Below are 21,768 nucleotides of genomic sequence, written 5' to 3' on the forward strand. Positions count from 1 at the left end.
ATTTCTTAAATGTTCGTTTATTCTAAACTCCTGTCCTGATGTCGGGTGTTCTCTGCCCGAAAGTGCAGTGCCCTGTCTTTTCCCCGGTCGGGCAGGACAGATTTTCTGCGAAGTTAACAAAACTTTTAGAAAACTCTTAATGATGCCGTAACTTTTATGTGAGAATATATCGTTTTCTGAAAGAACATGTATATCTTTGTGCATGACTTCAGACAGACAGCTCTCCTAGGAGAGGGGTTTTTCGCTGATAATAGGTTTTGAGAATCTGAAATTAACCATAAAATTTGGATGGATCTTATGAAAAAGAAATATCTCCCTTTATTATTGGCCTTTTTTTGTGCCGGAACGGCGACTGCCCAGACGTTGACACAAGCCCGGAGATGGTTTGAGAACGGAGAATTTGAAAAGGCGCGCCCGGTGTTCCGGAAACTGGTGAAACAGGCTCCGTCGAATGCCAACTACAACTTCTGGTACGGGGCATGCTGTTATGAAGGGGGCGACCTGGAGGAGGCACGTCCCTATCTGGAAAAGAGTGCGGCCCGCAAGGTCATCAATGCCTATCTGTATCTGGGACGGCTGTATTGCGATACGTACCGTTTTGACGAGGCGGTAGAGAACATGGAACAGCATATCTACTGGCTGGAGAAGAAGGACCGCAATACGGAGGCTGCCGAGCGAGAACTGGCGCATTGCCGGATGGCTGCCCGCATGTTCCGGGCTACGGAAAAGGTGGTGGTGGTAGACAGTTTTGTGGTGAGCAAGCCTGATTTCCTTTCTGCCTATAAGTTGAGTAAGGATGCCGGAGAGATTGTGGCGGATGAAAGCGGAAAGAACGTGCAGTTTGTCAATGAATTGGGAAATAAGAAAATCTATGTGGTTCCCGGTGAGCAGGGATCCGCGCTGTGGTCGAGCTTCCGCCTGATCGACAAGTGGGGCGATCCGGAAAAACTCCGTGGCATTGAGGGGCAGAATCCGGACTATCCGTTCCTGGCAGCCGACGGTATTACCTTGTATTATGCCGCCGAGGGAGAAGAGAGTCTGGGTAAATACGATATCTTCGTGACCCGCTATGATTCGGATTCTAACGAGTACCTGCGTCCGGACAATATGGGAATGCCTTTCAACTCTCCGTATAATGATTATATGTATGTGGTCGACGATTACAATAACCTGGGATGGTTTGTGTCCGACCGCTATCAGCCCGAAGGAAAGGTCTGCGTGTATGTCTTTGTTCCCAATGCTTCAAAAGAGGTTTATGACTATGAGAATACCGATCCGGAGAAACTGGCTGCGGCGGCAACCTTGAAGGAAATCCGCACGACCTGGACCGACGAGGATAAGGTACGCATTGCCAAGCAGACACTGGCGCAGCTGATGTACGGAGACAATGATGCGAAGCGCAGAAAGGATTTTGTGTTTGTGGTGAATGACAATACGGTTTACGACCAGTTGTCCGACTTCTCTTCGAAGAAGGCGCGTGAACAGTATCAGCAGCTGGCACAGAAAAACAAGGACCTTGAGGATCTGCAGGGAACCTTGCAGCGGTTGCGTGAGAAATACGCAGCGGCCCCCGAAGCAACCCGGCAGCAGATGACTCCCGGCATGCGGGATATGGAACGCAGAATAGAGGGCCTGCGCAAGGAGGTAGCCAGCCTGGAAGTGAAGGTGCGGAATACCGAGATTCAGTCGTGGGGACGCAGTAAGTAAATGCATGAGTAATATTGTGCTTATGGATTTTGAAACCCATAAGCAAGTGTGCAGCAAAAGCTGCCCGTCTTTTCGGAAAAGGCCGCGGTCTTTCTGAAAAAGGCGGGCAGCTTTTCTTTGAAAGACAATGATGCGTTCCGGTACGGACAATGAAGAATCTTTTTCCGCTCGCTGGAATGCCGGAACTGCGCCAATACATGATGGACAGCAGGTGGGCAATGCTTTTTGGAAGAAAATCTTTTCGTTTTCAGAGAATTCCATTATATTTGTATTCAGAGGGGACAGGAATCGGGCCTTTGTTGCCTATCTGTATAGAGGCACTTGTCCGGCAGTAATTTCCTGCTTGCATTTCCGTTCCGCTCAATGTCCGGGACCTGGATTCCCGGAGTGGTATTAACTTTAAATGTGATATGAAGAGATGGAAGTCATTGTAATTGTTGCATTGCTCCTCATTGGTGCAGTCCTGTTTGCCGTAGAGTTTGCGGTGGCTCCGGGTATCAGTGTGTCCGGCGTAGGAGCGGTGGTGAGTCTGTTGGGAGCGGTGGTCTATAGCTTCCTGACACTGGGTACGGAAGTGAGTATTTGGGTACTTCTCATTGCCGTGCTGGAAGTGGTCGGACTGACAGTATGGTTCATGAAATCGAGGACGATTGACCGCCTGTCCTTGAAAAAATCACTCGACTATTGTTACAATCCGCTGGAGAATGCGCAGATAAAGGAAGGTGATAAGGGTACTGCCCTGACACGGCTGGCGCAGATCGGCAACGTGGAGATTAACGGCAAGGTGATTGAAGCACGTTCTGCCGGTGGCTTTATCGAAGAAGGCATGCCGGTCCAGGTTGCCCGGATAGAGCACAGTACGGTGATTGTGATACCGGTGGCCGATGCCCGTTAACCCGAAAATGCCTGCCCTTGAGGAGGAGGGGGTTCTCTTTCTCCGGAGGCAGATAAACTGATAACTTAATGTAAACTATAAAATCTGATAGGTATGATTGATGCTAGTGTTTTACCTTTTGTCCTGACAGGCGGAAGTATCGTGCTGTTGGCGGTGTTTTTCCATTATGTTCCTTTCTTCCTTTGGCTGTCGGCTAAGGTTTCCGGGGTACATATTTCGTTGGTGCAGTTGTTTTTGATGCGTATCCGGAACGTTCCGCCCTATACCATCGTGCCTGCGATGATCGAGGCCCACAAGGCGGGACTGAAGACCATCACCCGTGATGAGCTCGAAGCGCATTACATGGCAGGAGGTCATGTGGAGAAGGTGGTACATGCACTGGTGTCGGCTTCGAAGGCCAATATCGAACTTTCGTTTCAGATGGCTACGGGAATCGACCTGGCCGGACGGGATGTGTTCGAGGCAGTACAGATGTCGGTCAACCCGAAGGTGATTGATACTCCTCCGGTAACGGCGGTGGCCAAGGATGGTATTCAGCTGATTGCCAAGGCCCGTGTGACGGTGCGTGCAAACATCCGCCAGCTGGTGGGTGGTGCCGGTGAGGATACGGTACTGGCACGTGTAGGAGAGGGTATTGTGTCTTCCATCGGTTCGTCGGAAAACCACAAGTCGGTTCTCGAGAATCCGGATTCTATCTCCAAGCTGGTGCTCCGTAAGGGACTGGATGCCGGAACGGCTTTCGAGATCCTGTCCATCGATATCGCGGATATTGACATAGGCCGCAACATCGGAGCTTCTTTACAGATTGATCAGGCAAATGCTGATAAGAATATCGCACAGGCCAAGGCTGAAGAGCGCCGTGCCATGGCAGTGGCCCTCGAACAGGAAATGAAGGCCAAGGCCGAAGAGGCAAGAGCCAACGTGATTCAGGCTGAGGCCGAGGTGCCAAAGGCCATGGCGGATGCCTTCCGTAGCGGCAACCTGGGTATCATGGATTATTACCGTATGAAGAACATTCAGGCCGATACGGTAATGCGCGAGAGCATCGCACATCCCGATCCCAACAAGTCGCTGAATGAACCGCTCAGCAAATAGAACTTTACTTAATTAAACTTAGACATATGAAAAAGTATTTTCCTTCTTCCGAATTGATTATTAATTCGGACGGTTCGGTTTTTCACTTGCATGTAAGACCCGAACAGTTGGCAGATAAGGTGATTCTGGTGGGTGACCCGGGACGGGTAGCGTTGGTGGCTTCGCATTTCGAGACCAAGGAATGTGACATCTCCAGCCGTGAGTTCAATACGGTAACAGGTACCTATAAGGGAAAACGGATTACGGTGACTTCTACCGGTATCGGCTGTGACAACATCGACATTGTGATGAATGAGATGGATGCACTGGCCAATATCGACTTTGATACACGCATGGAGAAAGAGGAATTCCGTCAGCTGGAGGTGGTGCGGATCGGCACTTGCGGCGGACTGCAGCCCTTTACTCCTGTCGGTACGTTTATCTGCTCGGAAAAGTCGGTGGGCTTCGACGGCTTGCTGAATTTCTATGCAGGCAGAAATGCGGTGTGCGACCTGCCGATGGAGCGGGCCTTGCTCAACCATCTGGGATGGAGCGGCAACCTGTGTGCGCCGGCTCCCTACGTGGTGGATGCGGATGCCGAACTGGTGGAACGCATTGCCGGTAAGGATATGGTGAGAGGGGTTACGGTGGCCTGCGGCGGTTTCTTCGGTCCTCAGGGACGTCAGTTGCGTATTCCTCTGGCCGACCCGCATCAGAACGAGAAGATTGAAAGCTTTGAGTATCAGGGACACCGGATTACAAACTTTGAAATGGAAAGTTCAGCATTGGCCGGATTGGCCCGTCTGATGGGACACAAGGCTACTACGGTGTGCATGGTAATTGCCAACCGTGTGGCCAAGGAGGCCAATACGGGTTACAAGTCACAGATTGACGACCTGATCCGGGTGGTACTCGACCGGATTTAACATGCGGAGGATTCCATCGCAGTATAAGAAATGAGACAGAAGGGTGTGTCAGAAACGGCTTCGCTGGAGTTCTGCCACACCTTTGTTGTGCAGGTTTTGTAGAACACGTAACAAAGAATAATAAGTAGAATAACAGATATGGAACAATCATTCAAGCAAGCAGAAGAACTGGGAAAAGAAGCACGTTATGAAGCCTTTCTGCCGCAGTTGCGTACCCTCCTCGAAGGGGAGACCGACTGGGTAAGTATTCTGGCGAATACTTCAGCGGCCTTGAAAGAAGCGTTCGGCTTTTTCTGGGTAGGCTTTTATATCGTACGTCCGGGGGCTTCAGAAGACAATGAACTGGTGCTGGGACCTTTTCAGGGCAGTGTCGCCTGTTTCCGCATCCGGAAGGGCAGAGGGGTATGCGGTACGGCATGGGTCCAGCAGACCACTCAGGTGGTACCCGATGTCGACCAGTTCCCGGGACACATCGCCTGCAGTTCGCTTTCACGTTCGGAGATTGTCGTTCCCATTTGCCGGGACGGTAAGGTACTGGGCGTGCTGGACATCGACAGCGACGAACTGAATACCTTCGACAAGGTGGACCAGCGTTACCTGGAGCAGGTATGTGACTTGCTGGCAGGACTGGCCCGGTAAGGACGCGCATTCAACAGTAACCAAATCACAATAAGAACAACATGATGAAAATTTTATCAAATTCGGAACTGACCATTGGCGTCAAGTCGTTTGGTGCGGAACTGGCCAGTATCAGGGCCAATGGCACAGAGTATTTATGGCAGGCCGATCCGGCTTATTGGAAGCGCCATTCTCCGGTGCTCTTCCCGTTTGTGGGAAGCGTGTGGGAAGGTGCTTACCGCCATCAGGGAGTGAGTTATCAGATGGGACAGCACGGTTTTGCCCGAGACATGGAGTTCGAACTGCTTCATGAGTCGGCTGCCGAGGTCCGTTTCCGCCTGGTATCGAACGAGGAGACGCGGAAGAAATATCCGTTCGATTTTGAACTGGAAATCGGTTATCGTCTGAGAGGACGGAAGATTGATGTCATGTGGAAGGTCAGAAATACCGGACACGAAACCCTGCTTTTCCAGATTGGAGCGCATCCGGCTTTCTATTATCCCGGATTCAAGGCAGAGGAAGCAATGAAAGGTTATTTCGGATTCGACCGCAAGGAAGACCTGGAGTATATTCTGGTGGCAGAAAAGGGTTGTGCCGATCCGGACACCCGTTATCCGCTGACACTGAACGAAGAGGGCTTGCTGCCGATTGACGTGCATACCTTCGACCGCGATGCCCTGATACTGGAAAACAGCCAGTTGAAGGAAGTGGTACTTTATACTCCCGACCGTCGTCCGTGGCTGTCCATGCAGTTTGAGGCTCCGGTAGTGGGACTTTGGTCGCCTCCTTCCAAGAATGCTCCGTTTGTATGTATCGAACCTTGGTACGGCCGTTGCGACCGCGCACATTTCAGCGGGGAACTCAAGGACAAGGAATGGATGCAGCATCTTGAAGCCGGTGAAGTCTTCGAATCGGTATATACCATCGAGATCAAGTAAGTCCGTCATACGGTGAGGTAGGGCTTGCGGTGGGCTGCATGTATTGGCATCGCGTACCGCGGTTCATCCGAATCCAAACAAACTCCCCCGGAATTCCATCGTCAGTAGGCATGGGATTCCGGGGGAATTTGTTAATGCCGGCAGGCAACGGTCCTCTCATTCCGTTTCCAGTTGCCAGCCACAGTCGTTATGATAAACCATCAGCTTGCTCATTCCTCCGTCGATGGTCAGGTTGGTGCCGTTGATGAAACTGTTCCGCTCGTCGCACAGGAACAGTACCGCACGGGCAATGTCTTCCGGTTCTCCGACCCGTCTGGACGGATGCTGCTCCAGGTCGGCCTGAGCATAAGCCGGAACCGCAGTTCCCTCATGGAAACGGGCCGTCTCAATCCATCCGGGAGCGATGGAATTCACACGGGCAATGCCTCCGAGACTGACAGCCAGGGCATGCGTCAGTGCCGTAATGCCTCCTTTCGCAGCGGTATAGCTCTCCGTATCGGGTTGCGACTGGAAAGCACGGGTCGACGAGAGGTTGACGATGCTTGCTCCCTTTCGGAAATACGGCTTGAAGCGCTTCGTCAGCCAGTAGGGAGCTGCTACTCCCACCTGCTGTACATAGAGAAAATCCTCGTATGAACAGTCGGAAAGGATGCCTCCGTTCACCAGGCAGGCGTTGTTGACAAGGATGTCGATGCCGCTTTCCTGCTCCAGTACCCAGTCGGCAAACTCGTCCAGTGTCTGCTGCCGGGCAATGTCTCCCCGGAACCATTTGATTCCGGATGACGGCTGATACAATTCACAGTCGGGTATCTCCTTGTCGATCAGGTATACCCGGGCTCCCTCACGGAGGAAGGTTTCCGCCAGACAGCGTCCGATACCGGCACCTCCACCGGTGAGTACACATACTTTATGTTGCAGTTTCATGATCAAATCTATTAGGGTTGGGTAATGAGGCAATCTTTGTCCAGGCAGGCATCCAACTGGCGGATGATTGTTTCCTTGTCCAGGTCCTTGCCGATGAAGACCAGCTTCTGCATGCGGTCGCCATAGACTTCATCCCATTCCCTGAACATTTCCGGTTCCTGCTGCTTTCTTCTTTCCAGTTCATCGGGTGGAAGCGTGGCATACCATAGTCCCGATTCCGTAAGTTGCTTCTGTCGTCCGGCCTGCTCAAAGATGCAGGTGATGTCGGGCGTTTCACTGAAATAGCAGATTCCTTTGGCCCGGATGACGCCTGCCGGCCACTGTTGGGCGATAAACCGGTCGAATTTCGCTGTCTGAAAGGGCGGACGGGCCGTATAGACAAAGGTCGTAATGCCGTAAGTATCCGCATGACTCTTGTCGTGCGCATGATGGTGTCCGCAACTGCAGTAGCCGTGCTCATCGTAACGGTGCTCATGCGTTTCGTGATTGTGTCCGTGTGCATCATGTTCATGCGCATCATGCTCGTGTGCGTCATGGGTATGTCCGCATTCACAGGTGGTATGGGCCATTTCAACCGCCCAGCCTGCCGAGGCTGCCGTGGCCCCGTAGTGGAACAACCCGGTGTGCAGCAACCGGTCGAGTGCTACGTTTGCATGGTCGCAGGTCAGGATGGCTGCCTGAGGCTGCAGGGCACGGAGTACCTCACGGATGTGTTCCAGGTGTTCCGGACTGACCTTATCTGCCTTGTTCAGGAGGATGAGGTTGCAGAATTCGACTTGCTGGATCAGCAGGTTTCTGATGTCTTCCTCCGTTGCCGGTTTTTCCGCAAGTGCCTCTCCGCAACCGAACTCATCCTGCATCCGCAGGGCATCGACCACCGTTGCGATACAGTCCAGCCGGCATATTCCGTGCTGCGTATAGGCTCCTCCCATGAAAGGGATGGAACAGAGGGTCTGTGCGATGGGTTCCGGTTCACAGATGCCGCTGGCCTCGATGACGATGTAGTCGAAGCAGTTCAGCTGCATCAGTTCCAGCATTTGTGCCACCAGGTCCGACTGGAGGCTGCAGCAGATGCAGCCGTTCTGGAGGGCGACCAGACTCTTGTCTTTATTGCCTACAATGCCTTCCTTGCGGATCAGGCTGGCGTCGATGTTGACCTCTCCGATGTCGTTGACAATCACTGCGAACCGGATGCCCTGCTGGTTCGACAGGATGTGGTTGACCAGGGTGGTCTTTCCGCTTCCCAGATAACCGGTCAGCAGCAGTACAGGAATTTCTTTCTGATTCATATAAATGGGTTTCTTTGTAAGTAACTAAATCTGACGGCAGGGAAATGCTCCCTGCAAAGGATTCTCGCTGGTGGCGGAATCAGGATTCCATGTCTTTCAGATGAATCTCCAGTGCATTGACGGAAATCTGTATTTCCCAGATGGATACTCCCAGGGAAGCAATCAGCAGCAGGAGGGCAAGGCCGAAGACATATACCGACAAGTCGTGGAGGCCGATGTAAATGAGAAACATGGAAATGACGCAGAAGAACAGGCTGGAGATTCCCAGCACCTGCATGCTGCGTGTGAGATAAAGCCGCTTGCGCAGATTGGCGATCTGTGCGGCGGTAACCTCCGAATGCTGCTTTACGTATTGTTCCTTCAGGATACGCACCAGTTGGGCGTAGGAAAGGAAACGGTTGGTATAAGCCAGCAGAATCAGTGAGACTGCCGAGAAGAGGAGGGTGGGGGTACTAAGTGTCAGTTCGTCCATAATGTTTTTGTCTTTTTTTGTTTTGCAAAAATAGCAATTTATTTTCGAATATATAAATAGGTGAAAGGAAAGCCCCGGATGTCGGTCCGGAAGGCAGATGGAAATGTCCGGAAACAAAAAAAGCATTGCCAGAGAACCAGCAATGCCTTTTTACTTTATACACCTTTAAACAAAATGAACGTTATTTGCGCGCTTCAGCAATGTATGCCAACGCTTCTTTACATTTTTCAGTTACATAGTTCCAGTCTTCTGCTGCCACCTTGTCTTTCGGGAACAGCTTAGAACCCATACCTACGCAGAATACACCTGCCTTGATCCATGAAGTCAGGTTTTCCTGAGTCGGTTCTACACCACCGGTAACCATCAGTTTTGACCATGGCATCGGGGCCAGCAGACCTTTTACCAGCTTGGTTCCGAGTACATCGCCCGGGAAGATCTTGCACAGATCGCATCCCATTTCCTGTGCGAAACCTACTTCAGATACACTTCCGCATCCCGGAGTATAAGCTACCAGACGGCGGTTGCAGACCTTTGCGATTTCCGGGTTGAACAACGGACCTACCACGAAGTTGGCACCCAGCTGGATGTACAGGGCAGCAGTAGGAGCGTCAACGATAGAACCTACACCCATTGCCATTTCCGGACATTCCTTGGCTGCGTATTTTACTACTTCAGCGAATACTTCGTGAGCGAAGTCACCGCGGTTGGTGAACTCGAACGCACGGACACCACCGTCGTAGCAAGCCTTTACCACTTTCTTTGCAACTTCTGCGTCTTTATGATAGAATACAGGAACCATTCCTGTTGAACCGATCTTGTTCAATACTGCGATCTTATCGAATTTTGCCATTTTCAATTGGTTTTTTAAGATGAATAGTGAAGTGAATTATCTCTGTACACGGCCACTTGCATCACCGCCAGCCAATGCTTCTACTTCTTCTGCAGAAACAAGGTTGAAGTCACCGTTGATAGTGTGCTTCAAAGCCGATGCAGCTACTGCAAATTCCAGTGCTTCTCCCTGGTTAGGCTTAGTCAGCAAGCCGTGGATGATACCACCAGAGAATGAGTCACCACCACCTACGCGGTCGATGATCGGGTCGATGTCGTAACGTTTTGAAGTATAGAATTCCTCACCGTTGTAAATCATGGCCTTCCATCCGTTGTGAGTAGCCGAGAATGATTCACGCAGCGTTGAGATTACATATTTGAATCCGAATTCCTTAGCCATGGCTGTGAAAATGCCCTTGTAGCCTTCAGCATCAGTCTTTCCGCCTTCTACGTCAGCATCCGGTTTGAAGCCCAGGCAGAGTTCTGCATCTTCTTCGTTACCGATACAAACGTCTACATACTGCATCAGCGGGCGCATGATAGACTGTGCTTTTTCCTTTGTCCACAGTTTCTTGCGGAAGTTCAAGTCTACAGAAACCGTTACACCGTGACGCTTTGCAGCCTCACAAGCCAGCTTGGTCAGTTCGGCAGCCTTGTCAGAAATGGCCGGAGTAATACCTGACCAGTGGAACCAGTCGGCACCTTCCATGATGGCATCAAAGTCGAAGTCACAAGGATCTGCTTCTGCGATGGCAGAGTGAGCACGGTCATAAATCACCTTACTTGGGCGCATTGAAGCACCGGTTTCCAGATAGTAGATACCTACACGGTCACCACCACGGGCAATGTAGTCTGTTTTTACACCGTATTTGCGCAGTGCGTTGACAGCCGACTGGCCGATTTCGTGTTTCGGCAATTTAGTTACGAAGTAAGCTTCGTGACCATAGTTTGCACAGCTGACAGCTACGTTGGCTTCACCACCACCATAAACTACGTTAAAGTTGTCTGACTGAACGAAACGAGTGTTGCCCGGAGTAGAAAGTCTCAGCATGATTTCACCGAGAGTAACAATTTTTCCCATTGCAGATAAATTTTATTATATGTTATCGTTATAAAGTTTAAATATCCCCAAACTGTAATCCCGCAGAAGATTTTGCTTAATGCGTGATATGCCTGCAAATATCCTTTCTGTGTACGCACACAAAGGTACGACAAATTTTTGAATTACCAAAAAAAGTCATATATTTGTGTCGTTTTTTATGAAATAATAGGTATATCTTGTGTTAAAATTAAGGAAATCGAGAAAATGAAGGAAGAAACAAGCAGAATTCGCATCAAGGATATCGCCCAGCTGGCAGGAGTGTCGGTGGGTACGGTAGACCGTGTCCTGCACGGCCGGAGTGGGGTTTCGGAGGAAAGCCGCAAGAAAGTGGAGGATATTTTGGCGCAGCTGAATTATCAGCCCAACATGTATGCCAGTGCCCTGGCTTCGAACAAGCGGTATGTGTTTGCGTGCCTGTTGCCTCTGCATGCTCCCGAAGATTATTGGGCCTTTGTGGTGAACGGCATGAAGCAGGCAGTGGCGGCATTTTCCGATTTCAATGTTTCACTGATGATAGAATATTATGACCAGTACGAGTCGGGCTCGTTTGGAGCAGCTGGAAACAAACTGCTGGAGGCGAATCCTGACGGGTTTATCCTGGCACCGGCACTGAAGGAGGAGACGGCCCTGCTGACTTCGGCACTGAAGGAAAAGTCCATTCCGTATGTGTTCATCGACTTTAATATTCCGGAACTGGCTCCGCTGGCATTCTACGGCCAGCATGCGGGACAAAGCGGATGTTTTGCCGCACGTATGATGCGGATGCTGATGGGAGGGCAGACCGAACTGGTGATTTTCCGTCTGATCAATGAAGGGCGGCTGGGTTCTAACCAGCAGCAGATCCGTGAGGAAGGCTTCTGTTCCTACATGCAGGAACATTGCCCGGAGGTGAAGATGTGGAAACTCGACCTGCATGCGAAGCATCCGGAAGAGGCGGAATCTTTGCTGGATGCCTTTTTTGCAGCCCATCCTCAGGTGACTTGCGGAATTGCCTTCAACTCGAAGGCTTATGTCATCGGAGAATACATGCAGAAGCAGCAGCGTACGGACTTCCGGCTGATGGGATATGACTTGCTGGAACGCAACGAGGTATGCCTGCGCAACGGGTCGGTCGACTTTATCATTGCCCAGCAGCCCACCGTGCAAGGGTACAGCAGTGTGGAATGTCTGTGCAAGCATCTTGTCCTGAGAAAAAAAGTGAAAGAGTCCAATTATATGCCGATCAACCTGCTTACGGTAGAGAATATGGATTTTTATCTGGATGCCCACGGCAATAACGATTGACGGGGATTTTGCCGGATGGAATGATTGTGGAGCCGCCTCTTTGCTGAGTTGCGGCTCTTTTTGTCGGGCTGCGCTTCTTTTTATAATTAGGTGAAAAAAGTATTGATCTGCCAATTTGCTTTCTGTACATTGCAAAATCGACCTTTTTAAATCAGGGCCTGAAAGGATTCCCCTTCATTTTAAAGAATTATTTCCGTAATAAGACGGTCGTTGTTGTGTTTTTCAGCTATTTTTTATTTAATTTTGCACTCAAAATTATAAAACTATTTTTTATAACCCAATATGGCTAATTTAATTAAATTGCGTAAAGGTCTTGACATAAACCTGAAAGGTAAAGCTGCCGCAGAAGTTATGTCTGTAAAGGAACCTGGATTCTATGCATTGATTCCGGACGATTTTACAGGAGTGACTCCTAAAGTTGTGGTTAAGGAACAGGAATATGTAATGGCCGGAGGACCCTTGTTTGTCGACAAGAATCATCCTGAATTGAAATTTGTGTCGCCTGTAAGTGGCGTGGTAACCAGTGTGGAACGTGGAGCTCGTCGTAAGGTGATGAGTATTACCGTAGAGGCTGCTGCAGAGCAGGACTACGAAGAGTTCGGAAAGAAAGACGTTTCAAAAATGTCTGGAGAGCAGGTAAAGGAAGCCTTGCTGAACGGAGGTATGTTTGCTTTCATCAAGCAGCGTCCTTACGATGTAGTGGCTGATCCGACAGTGGCTCCGAGAGCTATTTTTGTTTCGGCATTCGACAGCAACCCGCTGGCTCCTGAATTTGAAATGGCACTGAAGGGAGAAGAAGCGAATTTCCAGACAGGTCTGGATGCTTTGGCTAAGATGGCCAAAACTTATCTGAGTATCAGCGTGAAGCAGAATGCTGCTGCCCTGACTCAAGCGAAGAATGTGGAAATCAATGTGTTTGATGGTCCTCATCCTGCTGGTAACGTAGGTGTGCAGATCAACCACATCGCTCCTGTCAACAAGGGAGAAACGGTATGGACCATTGATCCGCAGGCAGTTATCTTCATCGGACGTCTGTTCAATACCGGTCACGTAGATATGACCCGCACAGTGGCTGTAACCGGTTCTGAAGTCAAGAAGCCGGCATACTGCAAACTGAAAGTAGGTGCGTTGCTGACAAATGTGTTTGCCGGTAATGTAAACACTTCTTGCGAACTCCGTTACATCAGCGGTAACGTGCTGACAGGAAAACAGATCGCTGCAAATGGCTTCCTGGGAGCTTTCCACAGCCAGGTGACTGTAATCCCTGAAGGTAACGACGTACATGAAATGCTGGGATGGATCATGCCTCGTTTCAATGAATTCAGTACAAGCCGTTCTTATTTCAGCTGGCTGATGGGTAAGAAAGAATATCGTCTGGATGCCCGCATCAAGGGAGGTGAACGTCATATGATCATGTCAAATGAATATGACCGTGTACTTCCGATGGACATCATGCCTGAATATCTGATCAAGGCCATTATCGCCGGTGATATTGACCAGATGGAAGCCTTGGGTATTTATGAAGTAGCTCCGGAAGACTTTGCAATCTGCGAATTCGTCTGCTCTTCGAAGATGGAATTGCAGCGTATTGTGCGTGAAGGACTGGATATGCTTCGCCGCGAAATGTGCTAATACTAATTCAAAAGATTTTATAAATAAATGAAAGCGTTAAGAAATTATATCGATAAGATAAAGCCAAACTTTGAAGAGGGAGGCAAATACCAGGCTTTCCGTTCTGTATTCGATGGTTTCGAAACATTCCTGTTTGTTCCGAATACAACTTCAAAGACTGGTACGCATATTCACGATGCGATTGACAGCAAGCGCATCATGTCGCTGGTAGTAATTGCACTGATTCCGGCGCTGCTGTTCGGTATGTATAATGTGGGTTACCAGCATTATCTGGCTGCTGGAGTTGAAGGCAGCTTTATTGAAAAGTTTGTATATGGTTTCCTGGCTGTATTGCCTAAGATCGTAGTATCTTATGTAGTAGGTCTGGGTATTGAGTTCGTAGTGGCTCAGTGGAAGAAGGAAGAAATTCAGGAAGGTTTCCTGGTTTCTGGTATGCTGATTCCGATGATTGTGCCGGTTGACTGTCCGTTGTGGATGCTGGCTGTAGCTACTGCCTTCTCTGTAATTTTTGCAAAAGAAGTATTCGGTGGAACCGGTATGAATATCTTCAACCCGGCATTGATTACTCGTGCATTCCTGTTCTTCGCTTATCCGACAAAGATGTCTGGTGATGCTGTATGGGTATCAGGTGACAGCATCTGTGGTCTGGGCAAGACAGTGGACGGACTGACTGCTGCAACTCCTCTGGGTATTGCAAAGGTGGCTGAATGCCCTGATTTCTCACTGGATATGGTTACCGGATTTATCCCGGGATCAATCGGTGAAACCAGTGTCATTGCCATTGCCATCGGTGCGGTTATTCTGTTGTGGTCTGGTGTTGCCAGCTGGAAGACAATGCTTTCTGTATTCGTAGGTGGTGCATTCATGGGATGGGTATTCAATACTATCGGTCCTGATACTGCCATTGCTCACATGCCTTGGTACCAGCATCTGTGCTTGGGCGGTTTCTGCTTTGGTGCTGTATTCATGGCTACTGACCCTGTTACTTCTTCACGTACAGAAAACGGTAAGTTTGTATATGGTTTCCTGATCGGTGCCATGGCAATCATTATCCGTGTGCTGAACCCGGGTTATCCAGAAGGTATGATGTTGGCTATCCTGCTGATGAATATCTTCGCTCCCCTGATCGACTACGTGGTAGTTCAGGGAAATATTTCTCGTCGTGCAAAACGTGCTATGTCTAACAAATAAAAACCGAATATACAATGAATACTAATAGTAACTCATATACTATCATTTATGCTTCGGTAATGGTTGTTATCGTAGCATTCCTGTTGGCCTTCGTCAATTCTTCTTTGCGTGACCTGCAGGGTAAGAATGTGGAACTTGACACTAAAAAGCAGATCCTTTCTTCTTTGGGAATCAAGAATGTACAGGATGCAGCTGCTGAGTTTGCAAAGGTGGTGAAGGCGGATATGGTGGTTGCCGAAGACGGTACACTGACTCCGTACGAAGGTGCTTTCGTTACTTCTTTCGAAAAAGAATACAAGGAAAATGGCCGTGCTCATCTGTTCGTTTGCGAAATCGATGGTCAGACCAAATACATCATCCCGGTTTACGGTGCGGGTCTTTGGGGCGCTATCTGGGGCTATGTAGCATTGAATGAAGATAAGAATACTGTTTACGGTACTTATTTCTCTCACGCTTCTGAAACTCCGGGTCTGGGTGCTGAAATCGCTTCTGAACATTTCCAGAGCGAGTTCAAGGACAAGAACGTACTGGAAGACGGTGCCATTGCACTGGGCGTTGTGAAAAACGGTAAGGTAGAAAAACCTGAATATCAGGTGGACGGTATCTCTGGTGGTACCATCACTTCTGTAGCTGTGGACGCCATGCTGAAGAGCTGCATGGGACAGTATACCAAATTTTTAACTGCTAACGAATAATTTAAGGAGGAGATAATAAGATGGGAAGTTTATTTTCAGCTAAAAACAGAGAAGTATTTTCTACTCCGTTAGGTTTGAACAACCCGGTTACTGTGCAGGTATTGGGTATCTGTTCTGCATTGGCCGTTACTTCAAAACTGGAGCCGGCTATCGTGATGGGTCTTTCTGTAACAATCATTACTGCTTTCTCAAACGTGGTAATCTCTCTGTTGCGTAAGACAGTGCCTAACCGTATCCGTATCATCGTGCAGCTGGTAGTTGTGGCTGCGCTGGTAACCATTGTAAGTGAACTGCTGAAGGCTTTTGCTTATGACGTAAGTGTACAGCTTTCAGTTTACGTAGGTCTGATCATTACCAATTGTATCCTGATGGGACGTCTGGAAGCCTTTGCCATGGCCAATGGTCCGTGGGAATCTTGTCTGGACGGTATCGGAAACGGTCTGGGATATGCAAAGATTCTGGTAATTGTTGCGTTCTTCCGTGAATTGCTTGGCTCAGGAACCTTGCTGGGATTCAATATCCTGAACTACGATTTCATGAAGGAAATCGGTTATGTGAACAACGGTCTGATGCTGATGCCGCCGATGGCACTGATCATCTGCGCTTGTCTGATTTGGTATCAGCGTGCGAAACATAAAGAATTGCAAGAAAAGTAATCACTAAATAGAACAAAAGAAAATGGAACATTTATTAAGTTTGTTTGTCCGTTCAATTTTTGTGGACAATATGATTTTTGCATTCTTCCTGGGTATGTGTTCATACTTGGCTGTTTCGAAGAATGTGAAGACTGCGCTTGGTCTGGGTATCGCCGTAACGTTCGTATTGGTGGTTACACTGCCTGTAAACTACCTGTTGCAGACAAAGGTGCTGGCTGCCGACGGTATCTTGGGTATTGATTTGAGCTTTTTGAGTTTTATCCTCTTTATTGCCGTAATTGCTGCAATCGTACAGCTGGTGGAAATGATCGTGGAACGATTCAGCCCGTCTCTGTATGCTTCTTTGGGTATTTTCTTGCCGTTGATCGCTGTAAACTGTGCTATCATGGGTGCGTCTCTGTTCATGCAGCAGCGTATCGGACTGAGTGCTTCTGATCCTAAGTTTATCGGAGGTATCGGTGATGCCATTGCATATGCACTGGGTTCTGGTCTTGGCTGGTTGCTGGCTATCGTAGGTCTGGCTGCCATTCGCGAAAAGATGGCTTACTCGGATGTGCCTGCTCCGTTGAAAGGACTGGGTATCACATTTATCACTGTAGGCTTGATGGCAATGGCATTTATGTGTTTCTCTGGTTTGAATATCTAATTAAGAAAGGAATAAGACAATGGATATGAATTTTATTTTAGCAAGCATTGGAGTATTCCTGGTGACTATTCTGGTGCTGGTCGTTATCCTGTTGGTTGCCAAGAATTTCTTGGTAGCATCGGGTAAGGTGAAACTGACTGTAAACGGTGAAAACCAGTTGGAAGTGGAGTCGGGTTCGACACTGCTGAATACATTGGCTGTAAACAACGTGTTCTTGCCTTCTGCTTGTGGTGGTAAGGGTTCTTGCGGTCAGTGTAAATGTCAGGTAGTAGAAGGTGGTGGTGAAATCCTGCCTTCTGAGGTGAGTCATTTCAGCCGTAAGCAGCAGAAAGACCACTGGCGTCTGGGATGTCAGGTGAAAGTGAAAGGAGATATGGCAATCAAGGTTCCTGAATCTGTAATGGGTGTGAAGGAATGGGAATGCGAGGTTATCTCTAACAAGAACGTGGCAACCTTTATCAAGGAGTTCATTGTGGCTCTGCCTAAGGGTGAACACATGGACTTTATCCCGGGATCTTATGCACAGATCAAGATTCCTAAATATGAAATGGATTACAACAAGGATATCGATAAGGATCTGATCGGTCCGGAATATCTGCCGGCATGGGAAAAATTCGGTTTGTTTGGCTTGAAGTGTAAGAACGAAGAGGAAACTATCCGCGCTTACTCTATGGCTAACTATCCTGCAGAAGGTGACCGTATCATGCTGACGGTACGTATCGCTACTCCTCCGTTCAAGCCGAAAGATCAGGGTCCTGGATTTATGGATGTAATGCCGGGTATCGCTTCTTCTTATATCTTTACGCTGAAACCGGGTGACAAGGTAATCATGAGTGGTCCTTATGGAGATTTCCATCCTATCTTCGATTCTAAGAAGGAAATGATGTGGGTAGGTGGTGGTGCCGGTATGGCTCCGTTACGTGCTCAGATCATGCACATGACCAAGACTCTGAAGACTACAGACCGTAAGATGTCTTACTTCTACGGTGCACGTGCGCTGAACGAAGTGTTCTATCTGGAAGACTTCCTGCAGTTGGAAAAAGAATTCCCTAACTTCTCATTCCACTTGGCACTCGACCGTCCGGATCCGGCAGCTGATGCTGCAGGAGTAAAATATACTCCGGGATTCGTTCATCAGGTAATCTATGAAACTTATTTGAAGAATCATGAGGCTCCTGAAGACATTGAATACTACATGTGTGGTCCTGGACCGATGTCTAAAGCTGTAGTAAACATGCTGGATAGTCTGGGTGTTGAACCTTCTTCTATCATGTATGATAACTTCGGTGGATAAGTTTAATACTTAATTATAGTGTAGGTGGGTACATCGTAAGGTGTACCCACCTTTTTTTATATACAAAATGTCGTTTCAATGAGTGTGTTTTTGCGATTCTGATATTGCATTTTGGTTTCTATTTTGTTAAATGTGTAAAAAAATGCTCTTTTTTCTCTCTTAAATAGTTCTTTTGTTTTGCATTTTAAAATAAAAGCAGTATATTTGTACTCGAAATGAAGCTCGAGCTTAATTAAGGTATTTAGATTGAATTAGATTTAGTTTTTAGGTAAAAGTTTTTAGGATTATGAAAAAGATTGTATTTACATTGTTGATGGGATTGGTGTGTGTATCTGCTACGTATGCAAACGGTGAAAAGGAAACTGCCGCAAAGTGGGACGGATCAATCAACAAAACAAAATTGACTAAATATTTGCAGTTGTCGTCTAACCAGCACCAGGAAGTGGCTGATATTTGTGATTACTTCCAGCAGCAGATGAGACTTGCCAACAATGCTAAGAAAGACAATGATGTAAAGGTGCGTAATGCGGTTTACGGAAATTTGAAGCTGATGAAACAGACTTTGAACGAAAAGCAGTATTCTGACTATCTTCGTCTGATGGCATTGACGCTGCGCAACAAAGGAATCAGCGTAGAGAAAATGGACGCTGCAAAATAATTGACGCAAATACTTGCATGAGATTATATGAAAGAGATTTCCCGGCAGGGGAGTCTCTTTTTTTTGTTTCTCTGCCTTCCTTCTGCCCGGTGGGTCTCATTTTTTCTTTGCTTTCATGCAGTGAATGCTTTCTGTGTTCATTTTACTATCAAAGAAGAAACAGTAATAAGATCTGAAATTATGATGAAACATTGGCTTAGATATTGTCTGGCAGGATTGATGGGTATATTTGTCATGTCCTGCAGCGAGGACGAGGGATATTCAATCGGAGATATTGGCATCGACCTGGCTACGGTGCACGTAGAGGGAGATGGGGTCTATACCTTCTCAGGGGATACATGGGGAACGATGTATCCTGCGGTCCCGTTGTTTGTGGGGTATAATCTGGTAGAAGGACAGCGTGCTTTCCTGAGGTTTAATCCTTTGTATGATAATTACGGTGGATATGATGTGGGCATCAAGGTGGAAGCAATCCGTCCGGTGCTGACCAAATCAGTTGAACAGGTAAACGAGGAAAATGAGGAGGAGTTTGGCAACCATCCGGCTTATCTGGATGAATTGTGGATATCCGGAGGCTATCTCAATGTGCAGTTCTATCAGAAGTTGCCGGTAAAAGCAAAACACAGGGTCAGTCTGGTTTATCGGGGAGAGGCTCCTCAGCTGGATGAAGATGGATATATTTGTCTGGAATACCGGTATAATACTTATGGGGATACTTTAAGTAATTCGGTGGCCAAGGAGATGGTTTGCTACAATCTGAATACACTGCCCATGAATGACGCGAAAGGAATCAAATTGCAGGTAGATGACGCGAAGTGCGGAAAAACGACTTTGGTCTTCGAAAAAAAGAATGATTCTCAAGAGGCAGGTACCAAGCTGATTGGGGCATTTGAAAACAAAATCTGGTAATATTTGTGAAGCGATAGCTGCATGCCGCCGGATGGATTGCTGAATCCGTCCGGCGTTTTTTTGTAATGTCACATCTTCTGTACGTTTGCTAAAAGCACCATTTTGCTCCCAGTGCCAGACTCAGGTAGTCTTTGGGAGACAGGTAGCGGTTGGTGAACGCACTTATCAGATACAGGTCGCAGGTATTTAACTCGTAATAGCAGGAGAGTTCTTTCCCGAAACGGATTTTATCGGGTATTTTCCATGATATGCTTTGTCCGAATGAGATGTGAAAACGAATCTTGGTGGAGAATCCATAGTATCCGTTGGGGTATTTCTGGGGCTCTTTCGTCCAGAAATTCTCATTGATGATACTGTTGATGAACAATCCGCAGTGCAGTGGCTGAATACTGAAGTTCTTGGCAAACGGAATTCTCCAGGGAGTATACACTTGTTTGATGGTGGTGGAAAGCATGGCTGGTCGTCCGTAAGCTTTCGGGACAATTCCAAGCAGCAGGTCTGTTTCCCAATGGCGTTTTCCGTATTCCCATCCTATGCCGGCGGAGCAGATTCCTATCGAACCGGCATACTGAAAAATCAGGTTGTCAGGAAGCCAGCGTCTTTCTTCTCTGGAGGGAATCTTCTGTATTTGGGGCAGGGTGTCATTCGGATATTCTTGTGGAAAGGGTGTGAATGTGCTGTCTCTTTCTGCCCGTATGCCGGTGATGCTGAAAAGGCACAGAAAAAGTAGACTAGAAATAAACTTGTTCATATTCATATCCATCTGGGGTTATCGTGAATAAAAAGTAACTTTTCTTTTTAATGTTGTCGCAACCGTAATATAAGATGCCGTCATCGTAAAGATTTGCGATTCTTGCCGTGTGGTTGTGGGCATGCAGGCAACACAGGATGCCTGGAAATCTTCTGACGAAATATCCGAATTCCTGATTGGCATTTGAATTGAATTGCTCTGAGAAGGGGGGAGCATGCATGGCAATAACGGTACGGTCGTAGTTGCATGAGTCTGCCAGCTCGGACTGTATGTAATTGAAATCGGGAATGGGGTGGGAGTAGTCGTATTCCAGGGCGTTGGTGGAGAGACAGAGAAATTTGATCCGGTTAACAATAAAGGAATAGTTCTGGTTTCCGTATAGTTGCTCGAATATCTTATCGCCACATCCCAATATGTCGTGATTGCCAATTATGGCTACGTAGGGAACGTGAAGATCGTCCATGATGTCGTGGATCCATAGAAATTCTTTTTTCATTCCGAAATCTGAAATGTCACCTCCATGGATTACAAAGTCGATGTCATTACGTTGGTTGACATGGTTGACAAAATCCTCGGTTTCGTCGTACCACCTTTGTGTGTCTCCCATCAGGATGAAGCGTATGGTGTCTTTATGGTCGCATAGTGCATGGATTCTTGCGATGTTGGTGGCATTTACTTGTGTGGGGCCATCAATGTTCCCGTCGTAGGGGTGGTATTCGATTAAATCACAGCCTGCGGTTAGCATGCAAAATGTAAAAATCAGCATCGTACTGGTGATGATTTTGTATCCGATTTTTGTGTGTAGTATGTCGATGTATGTCATAACTGTATAAAATATAGTTTGAATATTTCGTTAGATTGTTTTTCAAAAATCAAAATTAGAAAAGTTTTCTTTGAGGGTAAAGGCCTAAATGACTCTTAAAGTGTTCAATTTTATTGTTTATGCAACTTTTACATATTCTGTTTCAGGTGTCGGTAGAATGTCATTTTTTGTATTGGATTGATGTGGCATTAAGCTATCGTGAGTATTTATTTTTCTTTTTTTATATATAATAATGTGTACTTCATTTTTGACGTGGACTTGAAGTTGAAAAAAATGTGTTCCGTAACGCCTTGTTTTACAAGGTATTTTAACCAAAGTGTGAAAAAAATTCAGAAAAAAAGTCTGCATGATACTTGCAGAACCGGAAAAAGTGCGTACCTTTGCAACCGCTTTCGAGAGGGAAAGACGTTAGAAACAGTGACATGCTGAAGCAGAGTGCAAGTGTCGGAGTGACTC

The 21,768-nt window shown here is 47.6% G+C and carries 22 protein-coding genes; 15 read left to right on the forward strand and 7 right to left on the reverse strand.

The features are described 5' to 3' along the window. The first annotated feature begins 297 nt into the window (after positions 1 to 297). From H3001_RS14015 to H3001_RS14040, 6 genes are all read left to right on the forward strand, one after another. Positions 298 to 1,707 (forward strand): tetratricopeptide repeat protein, encoded by a 1,410-nt coding sequence (locus H3001_RS14015; protein ID WP_181215260.1) that lies wholly within the window; start codon positions 298 to 300, stop codon positions 1,705 to 1,707. Positions 1,708 to 2,125: 418 nt separating this feature from the next. Beyond that, the gene (locus tag H3001_RS14020; protein WP_178244238.1) at positions 2,126 to 2,602 is read left to right on the forward strand and encodes an NfeD family protein; all 477 of its coding nucleotides are present in this window, start codon (positions 2,126 to 2,128) and stop codon (positions 2,600 to 2,602) included. Between the two features lie 93 nt (positions 2,603 to 2,695). Beyond that, entirely contained in the window at positions 2,696 to 3,697 is a 1,002-nt protein-coding gene (gene floA, locus H3001_RS14025) for a flotillin-like protein FloA (protein ID WP_178244239.1), read from the forward strand. 26 nt (positions 3,698 to 3,723) lie between these two features. Next, positions 3,724 to 4,602, forward strand: coding sequence for a nucleoside phosphorylase (locus H3001_RS14030; RefSeq protein ID WP_181215261.1), 879 nt, complete (start codon positions 3,724 to 3,726; stop codon positions 4,600 to 4,602). A gap of 138 nt (positions 4,603 to 4,740) precedes the next feature. Beyond that, a complete protein-coding gene (locus H3001_RS14035) occupies positions 4,741 to 5,241 on the forward strand; it encodes a GAF domain-containing protein (protein WP_178244241.1) in 501 nt (166 codons plus the stop codon). Between the two features lie 44 nt (positions 5,242 to 5,285). Further along, positions 5,286 to 6,158, forward strand: coding sequence for an aldose 1-epimerase family protein (locus tag H3001_RS14040; protein WP_178244257.1), 873 nt, complete (start codon positions 5,286 to 5,288; stop codon positions 6,156 to 6,158). 156 nt (positions 6,159 to 6,314) lie between these two features. Here H3001_RS14040 and H3001_RS14045 read toward each other — a convergent pair whose 3' ends face one another. The 5 genes from H3001_RS14045 to H3001_RS14065 form a co-directional block, all read right to left on the reverse strand. Further along, entirely contained in the window at positions 6,315 to 7,082 is a 768-nt protein-coding gene (locus H3001_RS14045; protein WP_181215262.1) for an SDR family NAD(P)-dependent oxidoreductase, read from the reverse strand. Positions 7,083 to 7,093: 11 nt separating this feature from the next. Next, complete coding sequence (locus H3001_RS14050) at positions 7,094 to 8,371, reverse strand: GTP-binding protein (protein ID WP_181215263.1); 1,278 nt, start codon at positions 8,369 to 8,371, stop codon at positions 7,094 to 7,096. A gap of 79 nt (positions 8,372 to 8,450) precedes the next feature. Next, positions 8,451 to 8,843: a DUF2721 domain-containing protein gene (locus tag H3001_RS14055; protein WP_178244244.1), complete on the reverse strand. Its 393-nt coding sequence runs from the start codon at positions 8,841 to 8,843 to the stop codon at positions 8,451 to 8,453. Between the two features lie 181 nt (positions 8,844 to 9,024). Then, positions 9,025 to 9,693 (reverse strand): bifunctional 4-hydroxy-2-oxoglutarate aldolase/2-dehydro-3-deoxy-phosphogluconate aldolase, encoded by a 669-nt coding sequence (locus tag H3001_RS14060; protein ID WP_178244245.1) that lies wholly within the window; start codon positions 9,691 to 9,693, stop codon positions 9,025 to 9,027. A 36-nt stretch (positions 9,694 to 9,729) separates the two neighbouring features. Next, complete coding sequence (locus H3001_RS14065) at positions 9,730 to 10,752, reverse strand: sugar kinase (RefSeq protein ID WP_181215264.1); 1,023 nt, start codon at positions 10,750 to 10,752, stop codon at positions 9,730 to 9,732. A 225-nt stretch (positions 10,753 to 10,977) separates the two neighbouring features. On the opposite strand from H3001_RS14065, the gene H3001_RS14070 reads away from it, so the two are divergent. The 9 genes from H3001_RS14070 to H3001_RS14110 all read left to right on the forward strand — a co-directional run bounded on the left by H3001_RS14070 (position 10,978) and on the right by H3001_RS14110 (position 19,738). After that, the gene (locus H3001_RS14070; protein ID WP_181215265.1) at positions 10,978 to 12,057 is read left to right on the forward strand and encodes a LacI family DNA-binding transcriptional regulator; all 1,080 of its coding nucleotides are present in this window, start codon (positions 10,978 to 10,980) and stop codon (positions 12,055 to 12,057) included. Between the two features lie 282 nt (positions 12,058 to 12,339). Then, positions 12,340 to 13,689 carry a Na(+)-translocating NADH-quinone reductase subunit A gene (locus H3001_RS14075; RefSeq protein ID WP_178244248.1) on the forward strand — a complete coding sequence of 450 codons (1,350 nt, stop codon included), beginning with the start codon at positions 12,340 to 12,342 and terminating at the stop codon, positions 13,687 to 13,689. A gap of 27 nt (positions 13,690 to 13,716) precedes the next feature. Beyond that, positions 13,717 to 14,880, forward strand: coding sequence for an NADH:ubiquinone reductase (Na(+)-transporting) subunit B (locus H3001_RS14080; protein WP_178244249.1), 1,164 nt, complete (start codon positions 13,717 to 13,719; stop codon positions 14,878 to 14,880). Positions 14,881 to 14,894: 14 nt separating this feature from the next. Next, entirely contained in the window at positions 14,895 to 15,575 is a 681-nt protein-coding gene (locus H3001_RS14085) for a Na(+)-translocating NADH-quinone reductase subunit C (RefSeq protein WP_178244250.1), read from the forward strand. Between the two features lie 20 nt (positions 15,576 to 15,595). Further along, positions 15,596 to 16,231, forward strand: coding sequence for an NADH:ubiquinone reductase (Na(+)-transporting) subunit D (locus H3001_RS14090; RefSeq protein WP_178244251.1), 636 nt, complete (start codon positions 15,596 to 15,598; stop codon positions 16,229 to 16,231). 22 nt (positions 16,232 to 16,253) lie between these two features. Further along, complete coding sequence (gene nqrE, locus H3001_RS14095) at positions 16,254 to 16,877, forward strand: NADH:ubiquinone reductase (Na(+)-transporting) subunit E (protein ID WP_178244252.1); 624 nt, start codon at positions 16,254 to 16,256, stop codon at positions 16,875 to 16,877. A 19-nt stretch (positions 16,878 to 16,896) separates the two neighbouring features. Then, positions 16,897 to 18,171, forward strand: a complete 1,275-nt coding sequence (gene nqrF / locus H3001_RS14100) for an NADH:ubiquinone reductase (Na(+)-transporting) subunit F (protein WP_178244253.1) — start codon at positions 16,897 to 16,899, stop codon at positions 18,169 to 18,171. Between the two features lie 286 nt (positions 18,172 to 18,457). Continuing rightward, positions 18,458 to 18,829, forward strand: coding sequence for a hypothetical protein (locus tag H3001_RS14105; RefSeq protein WP_178244254.1), 372 nt, complete (start codon positions 18,458 to 18,460; stop codon positions 18,827 to 18,829). Between the two features lie 180 nt (positions 18,830 to 19,009). After that, positions 19,010 to 19,738, forward strand: a complete 729-nt coding sequence (locus tag H3001_RS14110) for a NigD1/NigD2 family lipoprotein (protein WP_181215266.1) — start codon at positions 19,010 to 19,012, stop codon at positions 19,736 to 19,738. A gap of 88 nt (positions 19,739 to 19,826) precedes the next feature. On the opposite strand, the gene H3001_RS14115 is transcribed toward H3001_RS14110, so the two are convergent. Further along, the gene (locus tag H3001_RS14115) at positions 19,827 to 20,489 is read right to left on the reverse strand and encodes a hypothetical protein (protein WP_181215267.1); all 663 of its coding nucleotides are present in this window, start codon (positions 20,487 to 20,489) and stop codon (positions 19,827 to 19,829) included. Further along, on the reverse strand, positions 20,470 to 21,255 hold the full coding sequence (locus H3001_RS14120; RefSeq protein WP_178244258.1) for a metallophosphoesterase family protein: 786 nt from the start codon (positions 21,253 to 21,255) through the stop codon (positions 20,470 to 20,472). The genes H3001_RS14115 and H3001_RS14120 overlap by 20 nt, the downstream gene beginning before the upstream one ends. Positions 21,256 to 21,768: the final 513 nt, after the last annotated feature.

Source organism: Phocaeicola faecicola (genome assembly GCF_013618865.1).
Classification (GTDB): domain Bacteria; phylum Bacteroidota; class Bacteroidia; order Bacteroidales; family Bacteroidaceae; genus Phocaeicola; species Phocaeicola faecicola.

Bases quoted from the DNA above. Each gene is read 5' to 3' on its own strand.
- floA (WP_178244239.1), top strand. From the start codon at position 2,696: ATGATTGATGCTAGTGTTTTACCTTTTGTCCTGACAGGCGGAAGTATC.
- nqrF (WP_178244253.1), top strand. From the start codon at position 16,897: ATGGATATGAATTTTATTTTAGCAAGCATTGGAGTATTCCTGGTGACT.
- H3001_RS14090 (WP_178244251.1), top strand. From the start codon at position 15,596: ATGGGAAGTTTATTTTCAGCTAAAAACAGAGAAGTATTTTCTACTCCG.
- H3001_RS14115 (WP_181215267.1), bottom strand. From the start codon at position 20,489: ATGAACAAGTTTATTTCTAGTCTACTTTTTCTGTGCCTTTTCAGCATC.
- H3001_RS14075 (WP_178244248.1), top strand. From the start codon at position 12,340: ATGGCTAATTTAATTAAATTGCGTAAAGGTCTTGACATAAACCTGAAA.
- H3001_RS14040 (WP_178244257.1), top strand. From the start codon at position 5,286: ATGAAAATTTTATCAAATTCGGAACTGACCATTGGCGTCAAGTCGTTT.
- H3001_RS14015 (WP_181215260.1), top strand. From the start codon at position 298: ATGAAAAAGAAATATCTCCCTTTATTATTGGCCTTTTTTTGTGCCGGA.
- H3001_RS14055 (WP_178244244.1), bottom strand. From the start codon at position 8,843: ATGGACGAACTGACACTTAGTACCCCCACCCTCCTCTTCTCGGCAGTC.
- H3001_RS14070 (WP_181215265.1), top strand. From the start codon at position 10,978: ATGAAGGAAGAAACAAGCAGAATTCGCATCAAGGATATCGCCCAGCTG.
- H3001_RS14080 (WP_178244249.1), top strand. From the start codon at position 13,717: ATGAAAGCGTTAAGAAATTATATCGATAAGATAAAGCCAAACTTTGAA.
- H3001_RS14085 (WP_178244250.1), top strand. From the start codon at position 14,895: ATGAATACTAATAGTAACTCATATACTATCATTTATGCTTCGGTAATG.
- H3001_RS14060 (WP_178244245.1), bottom strand. From the start codon at position 9,693: ATGGCAAAATTCGATAAGATCGCAGTATTGAACAAGATCGGTTCAACA.
- H3001_RS14050 (WP_181215263.1), bottom strand. From the start codon at position 8,371: ATGAATCAGAAAGAAATTCCTGTACTGCTGCTGACCGGTTATCTGGGA.
- H3001_RS14045 (WP_181215262.1), bottom strand. From the start codon at position 7,082: ATGAAACTGCAACATAAAGTATGTGTACTCACCGGTGGAGGTGCCGGT.
- H3001_RS14120 (WP_178244258.1), bottom strand. From the start codon at position 21,255: ATGCTGATTTTTACATTTTGCATGCTAACCGCAGGCTGTGATTTAATC.
- H3001_RS14035 (WP_178244241.1), top strand. From the start codon at position 4,741: ATGGAACAATCATTCAAGCAAGCAGAAGAACTGGGAAAAGAAGCACGT.
- H3001_RS14065 (WP_181215264.1), bottom strand. From the start codon at position 10,752: ATGGGAAAAATTGTTACTCTCGGTGAAATCATGCTGAGACTTTCTACT.
- H3001_RS14105 (WP_178244254.1), top strand. From the start codon at position 18,458: ATGAAAAAGATTGTATTTACATTGTTGATGGGATTGGTGTGTGTATCT.
- H3001_RS14110 (WP_181215266.1), top strand. From the start codon at position 19,010: ATGATGAAACATTGGCTTAGATATTGTCTGGCAGGATTGATGGGTATA.
- H3001_RS14020 (WP_178244238.1), top strand. From the start codon at position 2,126: ATGGAAGTCATTGTAATTGTTGCATTGCTCCTCATTGGTGCAGTCCTG.
- H3001_RS14030 (WP_181215261.1), top strand. From the start codon at position 3,724: ATGAAAAAGTATTTTCCTTCTTCCGAATTGATTATTAATTCGGACGGT.
- nqrE (WP_178244252.1), top strand. From the start codon at position 16,254: ATGGAACATTTATTAAGTTTGTTTGTCCGTTCAATTTTTGTGGACAAT.